Below are 15,980 nucleotides of genomic sequence, written 5' to 3' on the forward strand. Positions count from 1 at the left end.
TTGCGTGACAGCCGCCCGTCCGGGCGCGCTGGCCGATTGACGCGGCCGGCGCGCCGGCGCGAGACTGTGCCCCTTGCTGGCGCCGCGCCTTGCGGCTAGCCCCCTTCAAGGAGAAATACATGAATCAGGAAGTTTTCGTACTCAGCGCCGCCCGTTCGGCTATCGGCGCCTTCGGCGGCGCCCTGTCCGACATGGAGCCGGCCGAACTGGCGGCCATCGTGATGCGCGAAGCCATGCTGCGCGCCGCCGTCGACCCGCAGGCGGTGGGCAACGTGGTGCTCGGCACCTGCATCCCGACCGACGCCCGCTACGCCTACGTGTCGCGCATGGCCGCGCTGCGCGCCGGCCTGCCGGACCACTCGGTGGCCATGCAGGTCAACCGCCTGTGCGCCTCCGGCCTGCAGGGCGTGCTGACGGCGGCCCAGGGCATCGCGCTGGGCGATTTTGAATACGGCATAGGCGGCGGGGTGGAAGTGATGTCGCGCGGCGGCTATATGCTGCCGGCGCTGCGCAGCGGCGCGCGCATGGGCGACAGCGCCGCCATCGACATGATGGTGGCGGTGCTGACCGACCCCTTCGGCGCCGGCCATATGGGCATCACGGCCGAAAACCTGGCCGAAAAGTGGGACATCAGCCGTGAACGGCAGGACGCCTTTGCGCTGGAGTCGCAGCGCCGCGCCGCCGTGGCTATGGCCGAGGGCCGCTTCGCCGCGCAGATCGTGCCCATCGTGCGCGAGACGCGCAAGGGCACGGTCTGTTTCGACACCGACGAGCATCCCAAGCCGGCCACCACGCTAGAGGCGCTGGCGCGCATGAAGCCGGCCTTCAAGGCGGGCGGCACGGTCACGGCGGGCAACGCCTCCGGCCTGAACGACGGCGCCGCCTTCCTGGTGCTGGCCGGCCGGGCGGCGGCGGTGCGCCACGCGCAGGCCCCCCTGGCGCGCCTGGCCGGCTACGCGCTGGCGGGCGTGCCCAGCCACATCATGGGCGAGGGTCCGATACCGGCCACGCGCCAGGCGCTGGCCAAGGCCGGCCTGCGCCTGGACCAGATGGACGTGATCGAGTCCAACGAGGCCTTTGCCGCGCAGGCGCTGGCGGTGCAGCAGGCGCTGGAGCTCAATCCTGCGCTCACCAATCCGAATGGCGGCGCCATTGCGCTGGGCCACCCGGTGGGCTGCTCGGGCGCCTTCATCGCCACCAAGGCCATCCACGAACTGCAGCGCACAGGCGGGCGTTACGCCCTGGTCACCATGTGCATCGGCGGCGGGCAGGGCATCGCCGCCATTTTCGAGCGCTGCTGAACGCCTTGCGGCGCAGCGGCGCCGCAACGCAAAAGCGGCCTTGTCGTGAAATGCATAGTGGCCGTCATGAATTGACTGCGGGATTGCGCTGCGGGAATTCTATGATGGCTCATCGCTGGCCCGGACCGGGCGACACAAGCCCGGCCGGTACCGCCAGCGACCAAAATAATGAGGAGACACTTCATGCACACCCCTGTAGCCGCGCGGCATTCCGCTGCCGGCGTCCGTCCCGTCCTGCGCGCCATGGCCGCAGCCCTGTGCGCAATCGGTGTGGCACACGCCGCCGAGATCGAGACCGGCAATCCGGATCTGACGGTCCGCTTCGACAACACCATCAAGTTCAACTACGGCCAGCGCCTCAAGCACCAGAACGCCGCGCTGCTCAAATCGGTCAACTTCGATGACGGCGACCGCAACTTCAACCGCGGCCCGGTATCCGAACGCGTCGACTGGCTCACCGAGCTGGACGTGGTGTTCCAGCAGAAGATGGGCATGCGCGTCACCGCCGCCGCGTGGTACGACCGCGCCTACCAGAAGCTGGACAACACCAACCCTGCAAGCTCCAACCACCTGGAGGCGGGCAAGCCGGCCGTGGGCCTGTCGGACCACACCAAGCGCTTCCACAAGGGCTCGGGCGAGCTGCTGGACGCCTTCCTGTTCACCAGCTTCGAGGTGGCCGACATGCCGGTCAACGTCAAGCTGGGCCGCCACACCTTGTACTGGGGCGAGAGCCTGTTCACCCCTATCCACGGCGCCAATTACGGCCAGTCTCCGGTCGACCTGCTGAAGGCCTATTCGGTGCCCGGCACGGACGCCAAGGAACTGTTCATGCCGCGCGCGGCGCTGTCGGTGCAGATGTCGCCCACGCCGGAACTGGGCCTGAGCGCGCAGTACTTCCTGGACACCAAGCCGGCCCGCCTGCCGGAGTCCGGCTCCTTCCTCGGCTTCTACGACTACGCCTTCCAGGGCGCGGAAACCTTCAACCTGTCCGCGCTGGGCCTGCCCGGCGCGCTCAAGGCCGCCGACAGCAAGCCACACAAGCGCGGCGACTTCGGTGTGGCCGCGCGCTGGAGCCCGGCCTGGCTGGACGGCACCGCCGGCCTCTACCTGCGCCGCACCTCCGACCTGCTGCCGCAGGCCAATCTGCGCCTGGCCGCCTTGCCGACCGCGCTGTTCGGCGCCACCGGCGCCGGCCTGTGCAAAGCCGCCATCCCGGGCGCCGCCGTGGCCGGCAATCTGTGCCTGTTCTATCCGGCCACGCTGGGCACCAACAGCTCCTACCAGCTGGAATACGCCGACCATATCGACCTGCTGGGCCTGTCGCTCGCCAAGAGCGTAGCCGGCGTGTCGGTGGGCGCGGACCTGTCCTACCGCCGCAACATGCCGCTGAACGGCACCCCGGCGCTGTTGATGCCGGCCGGCACCAACCCGGCCATACTGACCGCGCTGAACGGCAAGCTCAACCCCGTGCTGGTGGTGACGGCGGCCGACCTGCCGGCGCAGGGCCAGGTCAGCGGCGCGCGCGGCAACACCTACCACGGGGTGGTCAACCTGCTGGGCGCGATCGCGCGCACGCCGCTGTCGGACGCCGCCACCTGGGCGGTGGAAATGACCTGGAACCGCCTCGACAAGGTGACCCAGGGCGCCGCCTTCTTCAAGGGCCGCGACAACTACAACGGCGTCGACAAGGTGACCAAGGACTTCTTCGGCCTGCAGGCCACCTTCACGCCGACCTGGTTCCAGGCCCTGCCGGGCGTGGACGTGTCCGCGCCGCTGGCCTGGTCGCGCGGCATGTCGGGCAACTCGGCGGTGCAGGTGGGCGGCAACAAGGGCGCCGGCACCTACAGCGCCGGCGTGGCCTTCGACATCCGCCAGAAGTACCGCTTCGACGTGAAGTACGTGAGCTTCTTCGGCCCGCTGGCGCTGGACGCCAACGGCGCTGTTTCCTCCTTCGGCGGCGCCTCGGCGCTGCTCAAGGACCGTGGCTTCCTCGCGGCCACCTTCAAGACCACTTTCTGACAGGACGCACATCATGCTGAAGTTTAAATACACCATCCTGGCCGCCGCGCTGGCGGCTGGCCTGAGCACTGCGGGCGGCGCGCATGCCGCCGTGCCGGCCGACGAAGCCAAGCAGCTGGGCGCCACCCTGACCGCCGTGGGCGCGGAGAAAGCCGGCAACAAGGAAGGCACCATCCCCGAATACACCGGCGGCCTGAGCGCGCCGCCGGCCGGCTACGTGAAGGGCAGCGGCACCCGTCCCGACCCGTATGCGGCCGACACCCCGCGCCTGGTCATCACCGGCAAGAACCTGGCCGGCATGGACGACAAGCTGACCGCCGGCACCAAGGAACTGCTGAAACGCTTCCCGACCTTCCGCGTCGACGTCTACCCCAGCCACCGTCCGGTGCTGCTGCCCAAGGCGGTGCTGGAGAACACGGCGAAGAACGCCGTCAACGCCAAGGCGGCCGACGGCGGCGTGGGCGTGGAAAACGCGCTCAACGGCGTGCCTTTCCCTATCCCCAAGTCCGGCTATGAGGTGATGTGGAACCACTTGCTGCGCTACCAGGGCCAGGCGCTGACCACCAAGTACGAGTCCTGGAACGTGGACGCCTCCGGCGTGCCCAGCCTGGCCACGGCGGGCGAGATCACCTCCGAGTTCCCGCTGGCCGACGTGAAAAACACCGAAGCGGCCAAGCAGGGCGACGTGTTCTTCCGCACCCGCGTGATCTACAACGCGCCGGCGCGCCGCGCCGGCGAAGGCCTGATGGCTTTCGACGCGGTCAACCCGGTGGTGCAGCCGCGCAAAGTGTGGCAGTACCTGCCTGGCCAGCGCCGCGTCAAGCTGGCGCCGGACGTGGCTTACGACACGCCCAATCCCGGCACGGCAGGCATAGCCACCTACGACGACGCCTGGATCTTCAACGGCGCGCTGGACCGCTTCGACTTCAAGCTGATCGGCAAGAAGGAAATGCTGGTCCCGTACAACAACTACAAGCTGTTCGGCGCCAAGGTGGCGGCCGATGTGGTCAAGGCCGGCCACATCAACCCGGACTTCCTGCGCTGGGAACTGCACCGCGTGTGGGTGGTGGAAGCGACGCTGAAACCGGGCAAGCGCCACATCTACGGCAAGCGCGTGTTCTACGTGGACGAGGACAGCTGGGTGGCGCTGGCTGCCGACCAGTACGACGCGCGGGGCCAGCTGTACCGCTCCTCGTTCGACCACATGGTGTACGCCTACGACGCGCAAGCGACCTATAACGGCAACCACGTGATCTACGACTTCGTCAGCGGCGCCTACAACCTGTCGGGCATGTCCGGCGCATACGGCGGCCTGAAATATATCGAGCCGTTGAAACCGATCCAGTGGTCGTCCGAAGCGCTGTCCGGCGCCGGCGTGCGCTAACAAGGCAAGCCTGCTGTTCTCCCTTGACCGCCAGCCGACGCGCCGGCGGTCTTTTTTTCGCGAGTCACTATGAAACATCTTTACCGCGCCGCCGTCCTGGCCGGCGCCGCCTTGCTGCTGGCGCCCCAGGCAGCCCAAGCCGGCTTTGCCGATCCGCTCGACACTCCCGCGCTGGCCACGCCGCTGGCCAGCCGCGCCCTGGTGAACAGCCTGGCCCTGGCCGGCAGCCGCGTGGTGGCGGCCGGGCAGCGCGGCCACGTGCTGTATTCCGACGACCAGGGCGGCAGCTGGCGCCAGGCCGCAGTGCCGCTGTCGGTCGACCTGGTGGCGCTGCGCTTCACCAGCCCGCGCGAAGGCTGGGCGGTGGGCCACGACGGCGCCATCCTGCACAGCGCCGATGGCGGCGCCAGCTGGCAGCGCCAATTCGACGGCCGGCGCGACCCGCAGGCCGGCGACAAGCCGCTGCTCGACGTCTGGTGCGACGCCGCCGGCCACGGCCTGGCGGTGGGCGCCTTCGGCCTGGCCCTGCGCAGCGAGGACGGCGGCCGCAGCTGGCTCCACGCGGAAGACCTTATGGACAACCCCAACGGCCTGCACCTGAACGCCATCCGCGCGGTGGGGCCGGACCTGTACATCGTCGGCGAGCAGGGCCTGGTGCTCAAGCGCGCCGCCGGCGCCGCGCGCTTCACCGCGCTGCCCACGCCCTACCAGGGCAGCTTCTTCGGCCTGACCGGCGACGCCAAGCGCCTGCTGGTGTTCGGCCTGCGCGGCACCGCGCTGCTGAGCACCGACGGCGGCGCCAGCTGGGCGCGCGCCGAGACCGGCACCCAGACCGCGCTGGCGGCCGGCGCCGTGCTGGAGGATGGCAGCCTGCTGCTGGTGAGCCAGTCCGGCCAGCTGCTGCGCAGCGCCGACGGCGCGCGCTTTTCGCCCCAGGCCGGCGTGCCGCCCGGCCCGGCCGCCACCGCGCTGCCGCTGGCGGACCGCCTGCTGATCGGCGGCCCGCGCGGCCTGCGCGTGCAGCCCCTGAAACAGGCCGACCTGAAGAAGTAAGGAAAGAACATGGATATGCATACCCCCAATCTCGACGCCATGCCCGTGGTGCGCTCGCTGGACCAGTTCGACCAGCGCTCCGGCAGCCTGCTGGAGCGCCTGGTGTTCAACAACCGCCTGGCCATGGTGCTGCTGTGCCTGCTGGCCACGCTGGTGCTGGGCCACCTGGCCGCGACCCGCCTGACGCTCAACGCCAGCTTCGAGAAGATGCTGCCGCAGGGCCAGCCCTACATCCAGAACTATTTGCAGAACCAGGCCGCGCTGCGCGGCCTGGGCAACGCGCTGCGGGTGGTGGTGGAAAATCCGCAGGGCGACATCTTCGAGCCGCGCTACCTGGAGCAGCTCAAGCAGATCAACGACGAGCTGTTCCTCACGCCCGGCGTGGACCGCGCCTGGATGAAGTCCATGTGGACCCCCAGCGTGCGCTGGAACGAGGTGACGGAGGAGGGCTTCCGCGGCGGCCCGGTCATGCCGGACAACTACGACGGCTCGCCGGCCGCCGTCGAACAGCTCAAGATCAACCTGGCGCGCTCCGGCATCGTCGGCAGCCTGGTGGGCAAGGACCACAAGTCCGCCATGATCTTCGTGCCGCTGCTGGCCAAGGACCCGGCCACCGGCAAGGCGATCGACTACGCGCAGCTGGCCGGCGCCATCGAACACATCGTGCAGGCGCGCCAGGGCGGCGCCTATCCGGTCTCCATGCACGTGACCGGCTTCGCCAAGCTGGTGGCCGAGCTGCTGGCCGGCATGCTGCAGGTGCTGGCCTACTTCGCCGCCGCCGCGCTGGTTGCCACCGCCATCATCTACGCCTACACGCGCTGCGTGCGCTCCACCGCGCTGGTGGTGGCCTGCTCGCTGGTGGCGGTGGCCTGGCAGCTCGGCCTGGTGGCCGCGCTGGGCTATGCGCTCGACCCGTTCTCCATCCTGGTGCCTTTCCTGGTGTTCGCCATCGGCGTGTCGCACGGCGCCCAGAAGATGAACGGCATCATGCAGGACGTGGGGCGCGGCACGCATTTGCTGGTGGCGGCCCGCTACACCTTCCGCCGCCTGTTCCTGGCCGGCCTGACGGCCCTGCTGGCCGACGCGGTCGGCTTCGCCGTGCTGATGACCATCGACATCCCCGTGATCCGCGACCTGGCGCTGACCGCCTCCATCGGCGTGGCCGTGCTGATCTTCACCAATCTGCTACTGCTGCCGGTGCTGCTGTCCTATGTCGGCGTGTCGCCGTCGGCGGCCAAACGCTGTGTGGCGCACGAGGCCGAAGGCGCGGGTGAACCGACTGGGCTGTGGCGCGCGCTGGCCCGCTTCACCGAGCCGCGCCGCGCCGCCATCGCCGTGGGCGTGGCAGTGCTGCTGGCCGTGGCCGGTTTCGCGGTCAGCCTGCAGCTCAAAATTGGCGACCTCGATCCGGGCGCGCCCGAGCTGCGCGCGGACTCGCGCTACAACCGCGACAACGCCTACATCACCGGCCACTATTCGCTCTCGTCGGACCAGTTCGCGGTGATGGTGAAAACGCCCAAGGACGGCTGCCTGAAATACGAAACCCTGGTGGAGGCCGACCGCCTGGCCTGGCGCTTGCAGCAGGTGCCGGGCGTGCAGGCCACCGTGTCGCTGGCCGACGCGGTGCGCCAGGTGACGGCCGGCACCTCCGAAGGCAATCCGAAATGGCTGACCATCGCGCGCAACCAGGACATGCTCAACTACGGCGGCCAGCAGGCCTCGGTCAACAATCCCGAACTGTTCGACCGCGACTGCACGCTGATGCCGGTGATCGCCTACCTGGCCGACCATAAGGCCGAAACGCTGGAGCGCGTGGTGCAGGCTGCGGACAGCTTCGCGAAGGAACACAGCACGCCGGACCGGCAGTTCCTGCTGGCCGCCGGCAGTGCCGGCATCGAAGCGGCCACCAATATCGTGGTCAAGGAAGCCAACCACAAGATGCTGCTGTATGTGTACGCCGCCGTGATCGCGCTGTGCTTCATCACCTTCCGCAACTGGCGCGCCGTGCTGGTGGCCGTGCTGCCGCTGGTGCTGACTTCCATCCTGTGCGAGGCGCTGATGGTGGCGCTGGGCATGGGCGTGAAGGTGGCCACCTTGCCGGTGATCGCGCTCGGCGTGGGCATCGGCGTGGACTACGCGCTCTACCTGGTGTCGGTCCAGCTGGGCCGGCAGCGCGCCGGCGAAAGCCTGGAGCAGGCCTACCGCCATGCGCTGCAGTTCACCGGCAAGGTGGTGGCCCTGGTGGGCGTCACGCTGGCCGCCGGCGTGGTGTGCTGGGCCTGGTCGCCGATCAAGTTCCAGGCCGACATGGGCATCCTGCTCACCTTCATGTTCGCGCTGAACATGGTCGGTGCGCTGGTGCTGGTGCCGGCCCTGTCGCACTTCCTGCTGCGCAAGGTGCGCTGATGGCGGCGCGCCTGACCCCGCCGCGCGTCTTGCCGGCCGCCGTGCGCGCCAGCATGCGCGAGCTGCGGGCGGCGGGCGCCTCCTTCAACGCCATCGCCGCCGCGCTGAACCGGCGCGGCGTGCCGGGCAAGGGCGGCGGCCGCTGGTTCGCCGCCTCCGTGCGCCTGTGCCTGCTGCAGGAGGCGCGCGGCCCACGACAAGAACAACTTTTCAGGAGTAAGCAATGCTAGGCATGATGCAACACCAACCGCTGCTGGTCTCGTCGCTGATCGAGCACGCCTGCCACAACCATCCGGAGCAGGAGATCATTTCGCGCCAGCCGGACGGCACGCTGCAGCGCAGCACCTACGCCAGCGTGGCGCGCCGCGCGCGCCGGCTGGCCAACGCGCTCGCGCGCCTGGGCGTGCGCCCCGGCATGCGCGTGGCCACCCTGGCCTGGAACGGCTACCGCCACATGGAGCTGTACTACGCCGTGTCCGGCATGGGCGCGGTGCTGCACACCATCAATCCGCGCCTGTTCGCCGAGCAGATCACCTATATCGCCAACCATGCGGAAGACCACGTCCTGTTCTTCGACACCAGCTTTGCGCCCCTGGTCGAGGCGCTGGCGCCGGCCATGCCGGGCGTGAAGCACTTCGTGGCCATGGCCGCGCGGGAGGACATACTGGAGCGCGGCCCGGCCGGCGTGCTGTGCTACGAAGACCTGCTGGCCGCCGAGAGCGATGAATACGCATGGCCGCTGCTGGACGAGGCCAGCGCTGCCTCGCTGTGCTACACCTCCGGCACCACGGGCAATCCCAAGGGCGTGCTGTACTCGCACCGCTCCACCGTGCTGCACGCCATGGCGGTGTGCAGCGTGGACGGCCTGGGCCTGTCCGGCGCCGACACCGCGCTGGTGGTGGTGCCCATGTTCCACGTGAACGCGTGGGGCATGCCTTACGCCGGTGCGCTGTGCGGCGCGCGCCTGGTGCTGCCCGGCGCGGCGCTGGACGGCCACAGCGTGTACCAGATCATGCGCAGCGAGCGGGTCACGCTGGCGCTGGGCGTGCCCACCGTGTGGCAGATGCTGTTCGCCTACGTGGAGCAGCAAGGCCTGTCGCCGCGCCAGGATCTGTGCCTGGAGCGCTGCGTGATCGGCGGCGCGGCCGCCTCGCAGGCCATGATAGAGCGCTTCGAGCAGGACTTCGGCGCGCGCGTGATCCACGCCTGGGGCATGACCGAACTGTCCCCGCTGGGCACCGTGTGCCACCTGCAGCCCAAGCACGCCGGCCTGGCGCCGCAGGAGCGCCTGCGCCTGCAGCAGAAGCAGGGCCGCGCCGTGTTCGGCGTGACGCTGAAAATCGTCGACGACGAGGGACGGCGCCTGCCGCACGACGGCAAGGCCGCCGGCCGCCTGAAGGTGCGAGGCCACTGGGTGGCGGCGGGCTATTACAACAGCGCCGAGCAGGTGATCGACGGGGAGGGCTATTTCGACACCGGCGACGTCGCCACCATCGATCCGGACGGCTATATGCACATCACCGACCGCGCCAAGGACGTGATCAAATCCGGCGGCGAGTGGATCTCGTCGATCGACCTGGAGAACGCGGCCATGAGCCACGCGGCCGTGGCCGAGGCGGCCGTGATCGGCGTGGCCCATCCGACCTGGCAGGAGCGCCCGCTGCTGGTGGTGGTGCGCAAGCCCGGCGCGGCGGTCACGCGCGAGGCGCTGCTGATCCATTTGACGGGCCTGGTGGCGAAGTGGTGGGTGCCGGACGACGTGGTCTTTGTCGACGCGCTGCCGCACACGGCCACCGGCAAGCTGCAGAAGATGCGCTTGCGCGAGCTGCTGAAGGACTACCGCCTGCCGGTGCAGGCCTGAGGGGGAAGGCATGATGCAATCAAATGCCAAGGCCACGCTGCTGATCGTGCCCGGCCTGCGCGGCGAGGCGCCGCAGCACTGGCAATCGCTGCTGGCGGCCGAAGTGCCGGGCGCGCGCACCATACCGCCCATGAGCGAGAACGGCTTGAGCTGCGCGGCCCGCGTGGCGGCCATCGAGGGGGCGATGGCCGACATCGCCGGTCCGGTGATCCTGGTGGCGCACAGCGCCGGTGTGCTGATGGTGGCGCACTGGGCCGCGCTGGGCACGCCGTCCAGCCGCCGCGTGGCCGGCGCGCTGCTGGCCGCCCCGCCGGATCTGCGCGCGGGCGAGTGGCCGGCCAACTATCCGCAGCCGGAGCAGCTGCGCGCCCAGGGCTGGTGCCCGCTGCCGGAAGGTCCGCTGCCTTTCCCCAGCATCCTCGCCGCCAGCAGCGACGACTACCTGTGCGGCATGGCGGCCAGCCGCCGCCTGGCCGCAGGCTGGGGCAGCGAACTGGTGGAACTGGGCGAGGTGGGGCATCTGAACCCGGCGGCGGGCTACGGCCCCTGGCCCAGCGCGCTGCCGCTGATAGAGCGGCTGCGCTGCGGCCTTGTCGCCAAATGACAATGCGCTGTCGCTGCGGGGGAGGTGGAAGGCGCAAACGCGGCGCTATACTGATTTTCAAGCTGGGCAATGCAGTACCAACAGAACAAGGAGCGAGATGATGGCTAAAGCAGTGCGATTCAACACCGTGGGCGGACCCGAGGTGCTGTACCTGGAAGACGTGGAAGTGGGCGCGCCGGGCAAGGGCGAGGTGCGGGTGCGCCATGTGGCGGTCGGCATCAACTACGCCGACACCTACTTCCGCAACGGCACCTACCCGATCGCGCTGCCGAACGGCATCGGCGTCGAGGCCGCCGGCGTGGTAGTGGAGGTGGGCGAGGGCGTGAGCGACTATGCGCTGGGCGACCGCGTCACCTACACCGGCTTCCTGAACACGCTGGGCGCCTACAGTACCGAGCGCGTGATAGCCGCCGCCGCGCTGATCAAACTGCCCGAGACCATCGCCTTCGAAACCGCCGCCGCCATGACCATGCGCGGCCTGACCTCGGCCTACCTGCTGCGCCGCCTGCACGCCTTCCAGCCCGGCGACAGCATCCTGCTGCACGCTGCCGCCGGCGGCGTAGGGCTGATCGTGTCGCAGTGGGCCAAGCTGCTGGGCCTGACCGTGATCGGCACCGTGTCCACGCCGGAAAAGGCCGAGATCGCGCGCGCCCACGGCTGCGACCACGTGATCAACTACAGCAGCGAGGACGTGGCGCCGCGCGTGCGCGAGCTGACCGGCGGGCGCGGCGTGGACGTGGTGTTCGACAGCGTGGGCAAGAACACCTTCATGTCTTCGCTCGACTCGCTGCGCAAGCGCGGCCTGATGGTGTGCGTGGGAACAGCCTCCGGCGGCGTGCCGCCGTTCGATCCGGTGCTGCTGGCCATGAAGGGCTCGCTGATGCTGACCCGCCCGGCGCTGGCCGATTTCATCGCCGACCCGGCCGAGAAGGCGGCGCTGGCGGCCGAGGTGTTCGAGCACGTGGGCAGCGGCCGCATCCGCATCGGTATCAACCAGCACTACACGCTGGAGCAGGCCGCGCAGGCGCACCGCGACCTGGAGTCGCGCAAGACCACCGGCTCGTCGATTTTCGTCATTTAAGGAAGGCTGCCATGCACATTGAACAACTGACTTGCGCACTGGGCGCCGAACTGCAGGGCGTCAAGCTGGCCGACGCGATACACGACCACGGCCTGTTCGCCGCCATCCGCGCGGCGCTGCTGACCCACCGCGTGCTGTTCCTGCGCGACCAGGACATGACGCGCGCCGAGCACGTGGCTTTCGCGCGCCGTTTCGGGGAACTGGAGGACCATCCCGTGGCCGGCAGCGATCCGGAGCATCCCGGCCTGGTGCGCATCTACAAGACGCCGGAACAGCCGGCCGACCGCTACGAGAACGCCTGGCACGCGGATGCCACCTGGCGCGACGCGCCGCCGTTCGGCGCCGTGCTGCGCTGCGTTGAATGCCCGCCGGTCGGCGGCGACACCACCTGGGCCAATATGGCGCTGGCCTACGAGAAGCTGCCCGAGGACGTGAAGCTGCGCATCGAGGGCCTGCGCGCGCGCCACAGCATCGAGGCCAGCTTCGGCGCCGCCATGCCGATCGAAAAGCGCCTGGCGCTCAAGGCCATGTACCCGGACGCCGAGCACCCGGTGGTGCGCATCCACCCGGAGACCGGCGAGAAGATTTTATTCGTCAACGCCTACGCCACCCACTTCAGCAACTACCACACGCCGGCGCGCGTGCGCTTCGGCCAGGACGCCAGCCCCGGCGCCAGCGAGCTGCTGAACTACTTGATACGCCAGGCCCAGATTCCAGAATTCCAGGTGCGCTGGCGCTGGCGCCCGAACAGCGTGGCGATCTGGGACAACCGCGCCACCCAGCACTACGCGGTGATGGACTACCCACCGTGCCATCGCAAGATGGAACGCGCCGGCATCATCGGCGACATCCCTTTCTGACCCAATAAAAAATAACGGAGCACACATGCAATTCCTCGACGATTCCCTGCACCCAGAAAACCAGGACAAGGTGGTCATCACCACCGCTCCCTACGGCCCGGAATGGGCGCCGGAGGACTTCCCGGAAGACATCCCGGTGACGATGGAGGAACAGGTCCAGAAGGCGGTCGACTGCTACAACGCCGGCGCCACCGTGCTGCACCTGCATGTGCGCGAGCTGGATGGCAAGGGCAGCAAGCGCCTGTCCAAGTTCAACGAGCTGATCGCCGGCGTGCGCGCCCGCGTGCCGGACATGATCATCCAGGTCGGCGGCTCGATCTCCTTCGCGCCGGAGGACGACGGCCAGGCCGCCAAGTGGCTGTCCGACGACACGCGCCACATGCTGGCCGACCTGGACCCGAAGCCGGACCAGGTGACCGTGGCCATCAACACCACGCAGATGAACATCATGGAGCTGCTGTATCCGGAATACCTGGAGGGCACCTCGCTGGCGTCGCCGATGATGCACGCGGCCTACAGCGAAATGACGGTGCCGGCCGGTCCGGCCTGGGTGATCGAGCACCTGCGGCGCCTGCAGGCGTCCGGCATCCAGCCGCACTTCCAGCTGACCGGCATGCACGCGCTCGAGACGCTGGACCGCATGGTGCGCAAGGGCCTCTACACCGGCCCGCTGAACCTGACCTGGATCGGCATCGGCGGCGGCTTCGACGGACCCAACCCGTTCAACTTCATGAACTTCCTGCGCGCGGCGCCGGATGGCGCCTGCATCACCGCCGAGTCGTTGCTCAAGAACGTGCTGCCGTTTAATATGATGGCCATGGCCATGGGCTTGCATCCGCGCTGCGGCACGGAAGACACGCTGATCGGCCAGCTGGGCCAGCGCATGACGTCGGTGCAGCAGATCGAGCAGTGCGTGCGCGTGGCCAAAGAGCTGGGCCGGGAGATCGCCAGCGGCAAGGAAGCGCGCGCCATCTACCGCATCGGCGTGCAGTACAAGGACGCCGAGGAAACCCTGCGCATGAACGGCATGGCGCCGAACCGTGCGCGCGGCCAAAAGAACGTGCCGCTGCGCACCTGAGGAGGACGCCATGGCTATCGCCCCACCGATTGACGACGGCAGCGCCGACCCGGCCGTCCCGCGCGGCTACGCGTGGATCGTGTTCGCGCTCTCGTTCGGCCTGCTGATCTCGGACTATATGTCGCGCCAGGTGCTCAACGCCGTGTTCCCGCTGCTGAAGGCGGAATGGGCGCTGAGCGACGCCCGGCTCGGCATGCTGTCCGGCGTGGTGGCGCTGATGGTGGGCCTGCTCACCATTCCGCTGTCGCTGCTGGCCGACCGCTGGGGCAGGGTGCGCAGCCTGGCCCTGATGGCCGCGCTGTGGAGCCTGGCCACGCTGGGCTGCGGCCTGGCGCAGGACTACAGCCAGATGTTCGCCGCGCGCTTCCTGGTGGGCGTGGGCGAGGCCGCCTACGGCAGCGTCGGCGTCGCCGTGGTGCTGTCGGTGTTCCCCAAGCATATGCGCGCCACGCTGACCGGCGCCTTCATGGCCGGCGGCATGTTCGGCTCGGTGCTCGGCATGGCGCTGGGCGGCTCCATCGCGGCCCACCTGGGCTGGCGCTGGGCCTTCGGCGGCATGGCCCTGTTCGGGCTGGCGCTGGCGCTGCTGTATCCGGTGGTGGTGCGCGAGAAGCGCATCGCGCCGCAAGGGCAGGGCGCAGGCGCGGGTGCTACCGTGCGCATGCCGTTGTCCAGCCTGTGCGGCAGCTGGTCGGTGCGCGCCGCGTATGTGGGCAGCGGCCTGCAGCTGTTTGTCGGCGGCGCCTTCATCGTCTGGATGCCGAGTTTTATGAACCGCTACTACGCCATGGACGCGGGCCGCGCCGGCGCCGTGGCCGCGCTGGTGGTGCTGGCCAGCGGCGCCGGCATGATCCTGTGCGGCATGCTGAGCGACCGCCTGTGCCGCAACGCGCCGGCGATGAAGATCAAGCTGGCGATGGGCTATTGCCTGGCCAGCTGCGCCCTGCTGTCGATGGGCTTCGCGCTGCCGCCCGGCGCGCCGCAGCTGGTGCTGGTGGCGTGCGGCATGTTCCTGGCGGCCGGCACCACCGGCCCGGCCGGCGCCATGGTGGCCAACCTGACCCACCGCTCGGTGCACGGCACCGCCTTCGCCACGCTCACGCTGGTCAACAACCTGCTCGGTCTGGCGCCCGGCCCCTATCTGACCGGGGTGCTGGCCGACCGCCTGGGCCTGGACATGGCGTTCCGCCTGGTGCCGCTGGTCAGCCTGGCCGCCGCCGCCGTGTTCTGGAGCATGCTGCGCCACTACAGCGGCGACGTGGAGCGCGCCGCGCAAGCCGCCGCCGCGCGGGCGGCCGCTGCCGCCGTTGCCGCAGGTTCTGGCGCTGCCGCCAGCGCGCCGGATGCGGCCAGGGAGGCCGTGTGACGCGCCGCCTGCGCATCGCCATGGGCTTCGACTTCGTCTGCCCGTGGTGTTTGATCGGCCTGCGCCAGCTGCGCCAGGCCATTGCCTTGCTGCACGCCGAGGCGCCGGACGTGGAGGTCGAGTGCGACTGGCGCGGCGTGCAGCTGCTGCCCCACATCCCGGCCGGCGGCGCCCCTTTCCATGAATTCTATCTGCGCCGCCTGGGAGGCGAGGCCGCGCTGGCGCAGCGCCAGGCCCAGGTGCGGGCGGCGGCCGAAGCGGCCGGCGCGCGCATCAACTACGCCGCCCTGGAGACCATGCCCAACACCGCCGACGCGCACCGCCTGCTGCAGCTGGCCGCCGGCCTGGGAGACAGCGCGCAGCGCGACGCCTTGTTCGAGAGCCTGCTGACCGGCTACTTCGAGCGCGGCGACGACCTGGGCCGCGAGGCCACGCTGATGGCGCACGCGGTGGCCTGCGGCTACAGCCCGCAGCAGCTGGCCCCGGCCATGCGGGGCGCGGATGTTCCCTACCAGGGCGACAACGCGGCCACCGGCGTGCCGTACTACACGCTGGAGGGGCAGCCCATCGGCAGCGGCGCCCGCTCGGCTTCGCACCTGCTGGACGCGATGCGCACGGCCCTTGCTGCACAGCCTGCGGCGGCGCAGTGACGCGCCGCGTCGAGGTGCCGCCGGAGCGCCTGCCGCCGCCCGGCGGCCGCTCCCTGCTGCACACCGGCGCCGCCTGCGTGGCGCTGTTCCAGGTCGACGGCCGGTACCACGCCATCGACGACCGCTGCCCGCACCAGGGCGCCTCCCTGGCCGGCGGCAAGCTGGAAGGGCGCATGCTGCAATGCCCCGCGCACGGCCTGCGCTTTGATTTGGCCAGCGGCTGCCTGGCCAACGTGCCGTCGGTGCGGGTGCCGGTATATCCCATCCACATAGAAGAGGGCCGGGTCTACCTCGACCTGCCCGACCAAGAGAACTGA

At 69.7% G+C, this 15,980-nt stretch carries 14 protein-coding genes; all 14 read left to right on the forward strand.

What is annotated here, in order from left to right; genetic code table 11:
- Positions 1-119: 119 nt before the first annotated feature.
- The 14 genes from bktB to AC07S4_RS00210 all read left to right on the forward strand — a co-directional run bounded on the left by bktB (position 120) and on the right by AC07S4_RS00210 (position 15,980).
- Positions 120-1,301 (forward strand): beta-ketothiolase BktB, encoded by a 1,182-nt coding sequence (gene bktB / locus AC07S4_RS00145; protein WP_494984668.1) that lies wholly within the window; start codon positions 120-122, stop codon positions 1,299-1,301.
- A 183-nt stretch (positions 1,302-1,484) separates the two neighbouring features.
- Complete coding sequence (locus tag AC07S4_RS00150) at positions 1,485-3,320, forward strand: DUF1302 domain-containing protein (RefSeq protein ID WP_494984669.1); 1,836 nt, start codon at positions 1,485-1,487, stop codon at positions 3,318-3,320.
- 13 nt (positions 3,321-3,333) lie between these two features.
- Positions 3,334-4,704: a DUF1329 domain-containing protein gene (locus AC07S4_RS00155; RefSeq protein WP_494984670.1), complete on the forward strand. Its 1,371-nt coding sequence runs from the start codon at positions 3,334-3,336 to the stop codon at positions 4,702-4,704.
- Between the two features lie 69 nt (positions 4,705-4,773).
- Positions 4,774-5,757: a WD40/YVTN/BNR-like repeat-containing protein gene (locus AC07S4_RS00160; protein ID WP_494984671.1), complete on the forward strand. Its 984-nt coding sequence runs from the start codon at positions 4,774-4,776 to the stop codon at positions 5,755-5,757.
- A 9-nt stretch (positions 5,758-5,766) separates the two neighbouring features.
- Positions 5,767-8,163: an efflux RND transporter permease subunit gene (locus AC07S4_RS00165; RefSeq protein ID WP_494984672.1), complete on the forward strand. Its 2,397-nt coding sequence runs from the start codon at positions 5,767-5,769 to the stop codon at positions 8,161-8,163.
- Positions 8,163-8,393, forward strand: a complete 231-nt coding sequence (locus tag AC07S4_RS00170) for a recombinase family protein (protein ID WP_494984673.1) — start codon at positions 8,163-8,165, stop codon at positions 8,391-8,393. Before AC07S4_RS00165 ends, AC07S4_RS00170 begins: the two co-directional genes overlap by 1 nt.
- Complete coding sequence (locus tag AC07S4_RS00175) at positions 8,387-10,024, forward strand: 3-(methylthio)propionyl-CoA ligase (protein WP_494984674.1); 1,638 nt, start codon at positions 8,387-8,389, stop codon at positions 10,022-10,024. Before AC07S4_RS00170 ends, AC07S4_RS00175 begins: the two co-directional genes overlap by 7 nt.
- Before the next feature lie 13 nt (positions 10,025-10,037).
- Positions 10,038-10,628 (forward strand): RBBP9/YdeN family alpha/beta hydrolase, encoded by a 591-nt coding sequence (locus tag AC07S4_RS00180; RefSeq protein WP_494985573.1) that lies wholly within the window; start codon positions 10,038-10,040, stop codon positions 10,626-10,628.
- A gap of 100 nt (positions 10,629-10,728) precedes the next feature.
- Positions 10,729-11,709 carry a quinone oxidoreductase family protein gene (locus AC07S4_RS00185; protein WP_494985574.1) on the forward strand — a complete coding sequence of 327 codons (981 nt, stop codon included), beginning with the start codon at positions 10,729-10,731 and terminating at the stop codon, positions 11,707-11,709.
- Positions 11,710-11,720: 11 nt separating this feature from the next.
- Complete coding sequence (locus AC07S4_RS00190; RefSeq protein WP_494984675.1) at positions 11,721-12,569, forward strand: TauD/TfdA dioxygenase family protein; 849 nt, start codon at positions 11,721-11,723, stop codon at positions 12,567-12,569.
- Between the two features lie 25 nt (positions 12,570-12,594).
- Positions 12,595-13,647, forward strand: coding sequence for a beta-keto acid cleavage family enzyme (locus tag AC07S4_RS00195; RefSeq protein WP_494984676.1), 1,053 nt, complete (start codon positions 12,595-12,597; stop codon positions 13,645-13,647).
- Positions 13,648-13,657: 10 nt separating this feature from the next.
- Positions 13,658-15,013, forward strand: coding sequence for an MFS transporter (locus tag AC07S4_RS00200; protein ID WP_494984677.1), 1,356 nt, complete (start codon positions 13,658-13,660; stop codon positions 15,011-15,013).
- A complete protein-coding gene (locus AC07S4_RS00205; RefSeq protein ID WP_494984678.1) occupies positions 15,010-15,663 on the forward strand; it encodes a DsbA family protein in 654 nt (217 codons plus the stop codon). Before AC07S4_RS00200 ends, AC07S4_RS00205 begins: the two co-directional genes overlap by 4 nt.
- Positions 15,660-15,980: a Rieske (2Fe-2S) protein gene (locus AC07S4_RS00210; protein ID WP_494984679.1), complete on the forward strand. Its 321-nt coding sequence runs from the start codon at positions 15,660-15,662 to the stop codon at positions 15,978-15,980. Before AC07S4_RS00205 ends, AC07S4_RS00210 begins: the two co-directional genes overlap by 4 nt.

This window comes from Pseudoduganella sp. GW821-FHT05F09 (genome assembly GCF_059419605.1).

Coding starts and splice junctions, on each gene's coding strand:
- AC07S4_RS00175 (WP_494984674.1), top strand. CDS start 8,387: ATGCTAGGCATGATGCAACACCAACCGCTGCTGGTCTCGTCGCTGATC.
- AC07S4_RS00180 (WP_494985573.1), top strand. CDS start 10,038: ATGCAATCAAATGCCAAGGCCACGCTGCTGATCGTGCCCGGCCTGCGC.
- AC07S4_RS00160 (WP_494984671.1), top strand. CDS start 4,774: ATGAAACATCTTTACCGCGCCGCCGTCCTGGCCGGCGCCGCCTTGCTG.
- AC07S4_RS00200 (WP_494984677.1), top strand. CDS start 13,658: ATGGCTATCGCCCCACCGATTGACGACGGCAGCGCCGACCCGGCCGTC.
- AC07S4_RS00170 (WP_494984673.1), top strand. CDS start 8,163: ATGGCGGCGCGCCTGACCCCGCCGCGCGTCTTGCCGGCCGCCGTGCGC.
- bktB (WP_494984668.1), top strand. CDS start 120: ATGAATCAGGAAGTTTTCGTACTCAGCGCCGCCCGTTCGGCTATCGGC.
- AC07S4_RS00185 (WP_494985574.1), top strand. CDS start 10,729: ATGGCTAAAGCAGTGCGATTCAACACCGTGGGCGGACCCGAGGTGCTG.
- AC07S4_RS00155 (WP_494984670.1), top strand. CDS start 3,334: ATGCTGAAGTTTAAATACACCATCCTGGCCGCCGCGCTGGCGGCTGGC.
- AC07S4_RS00195 (WP_494984676.1), top strand. CDS start 12,595: ATGCAATTCCTCGACGATTCCCTGCACCCAGAAAACCAGGACAAGGTG.
- AC07S4_RS00165 (WP_494984672.1), top strand. CDS start 5,767: ATGGATATGCATACCCCCAATCTCGACGCCATGCCCGTGGTGCGCTCG.
- AC07S4_RS00150 (WP_494984669.1), top strand. CDS start 1,485: ATGCACACCCCTGTAGCCGCGCGGCATTCCGCTGCCGGCGTCCGTCCC.
- AC07S4_RS00190 (WP_494984675.1), top strand. CDS start 11,721: ATGCACATTGAACAACTGACTTGCGCACTGGGCGCCGAACTGCAGGGC.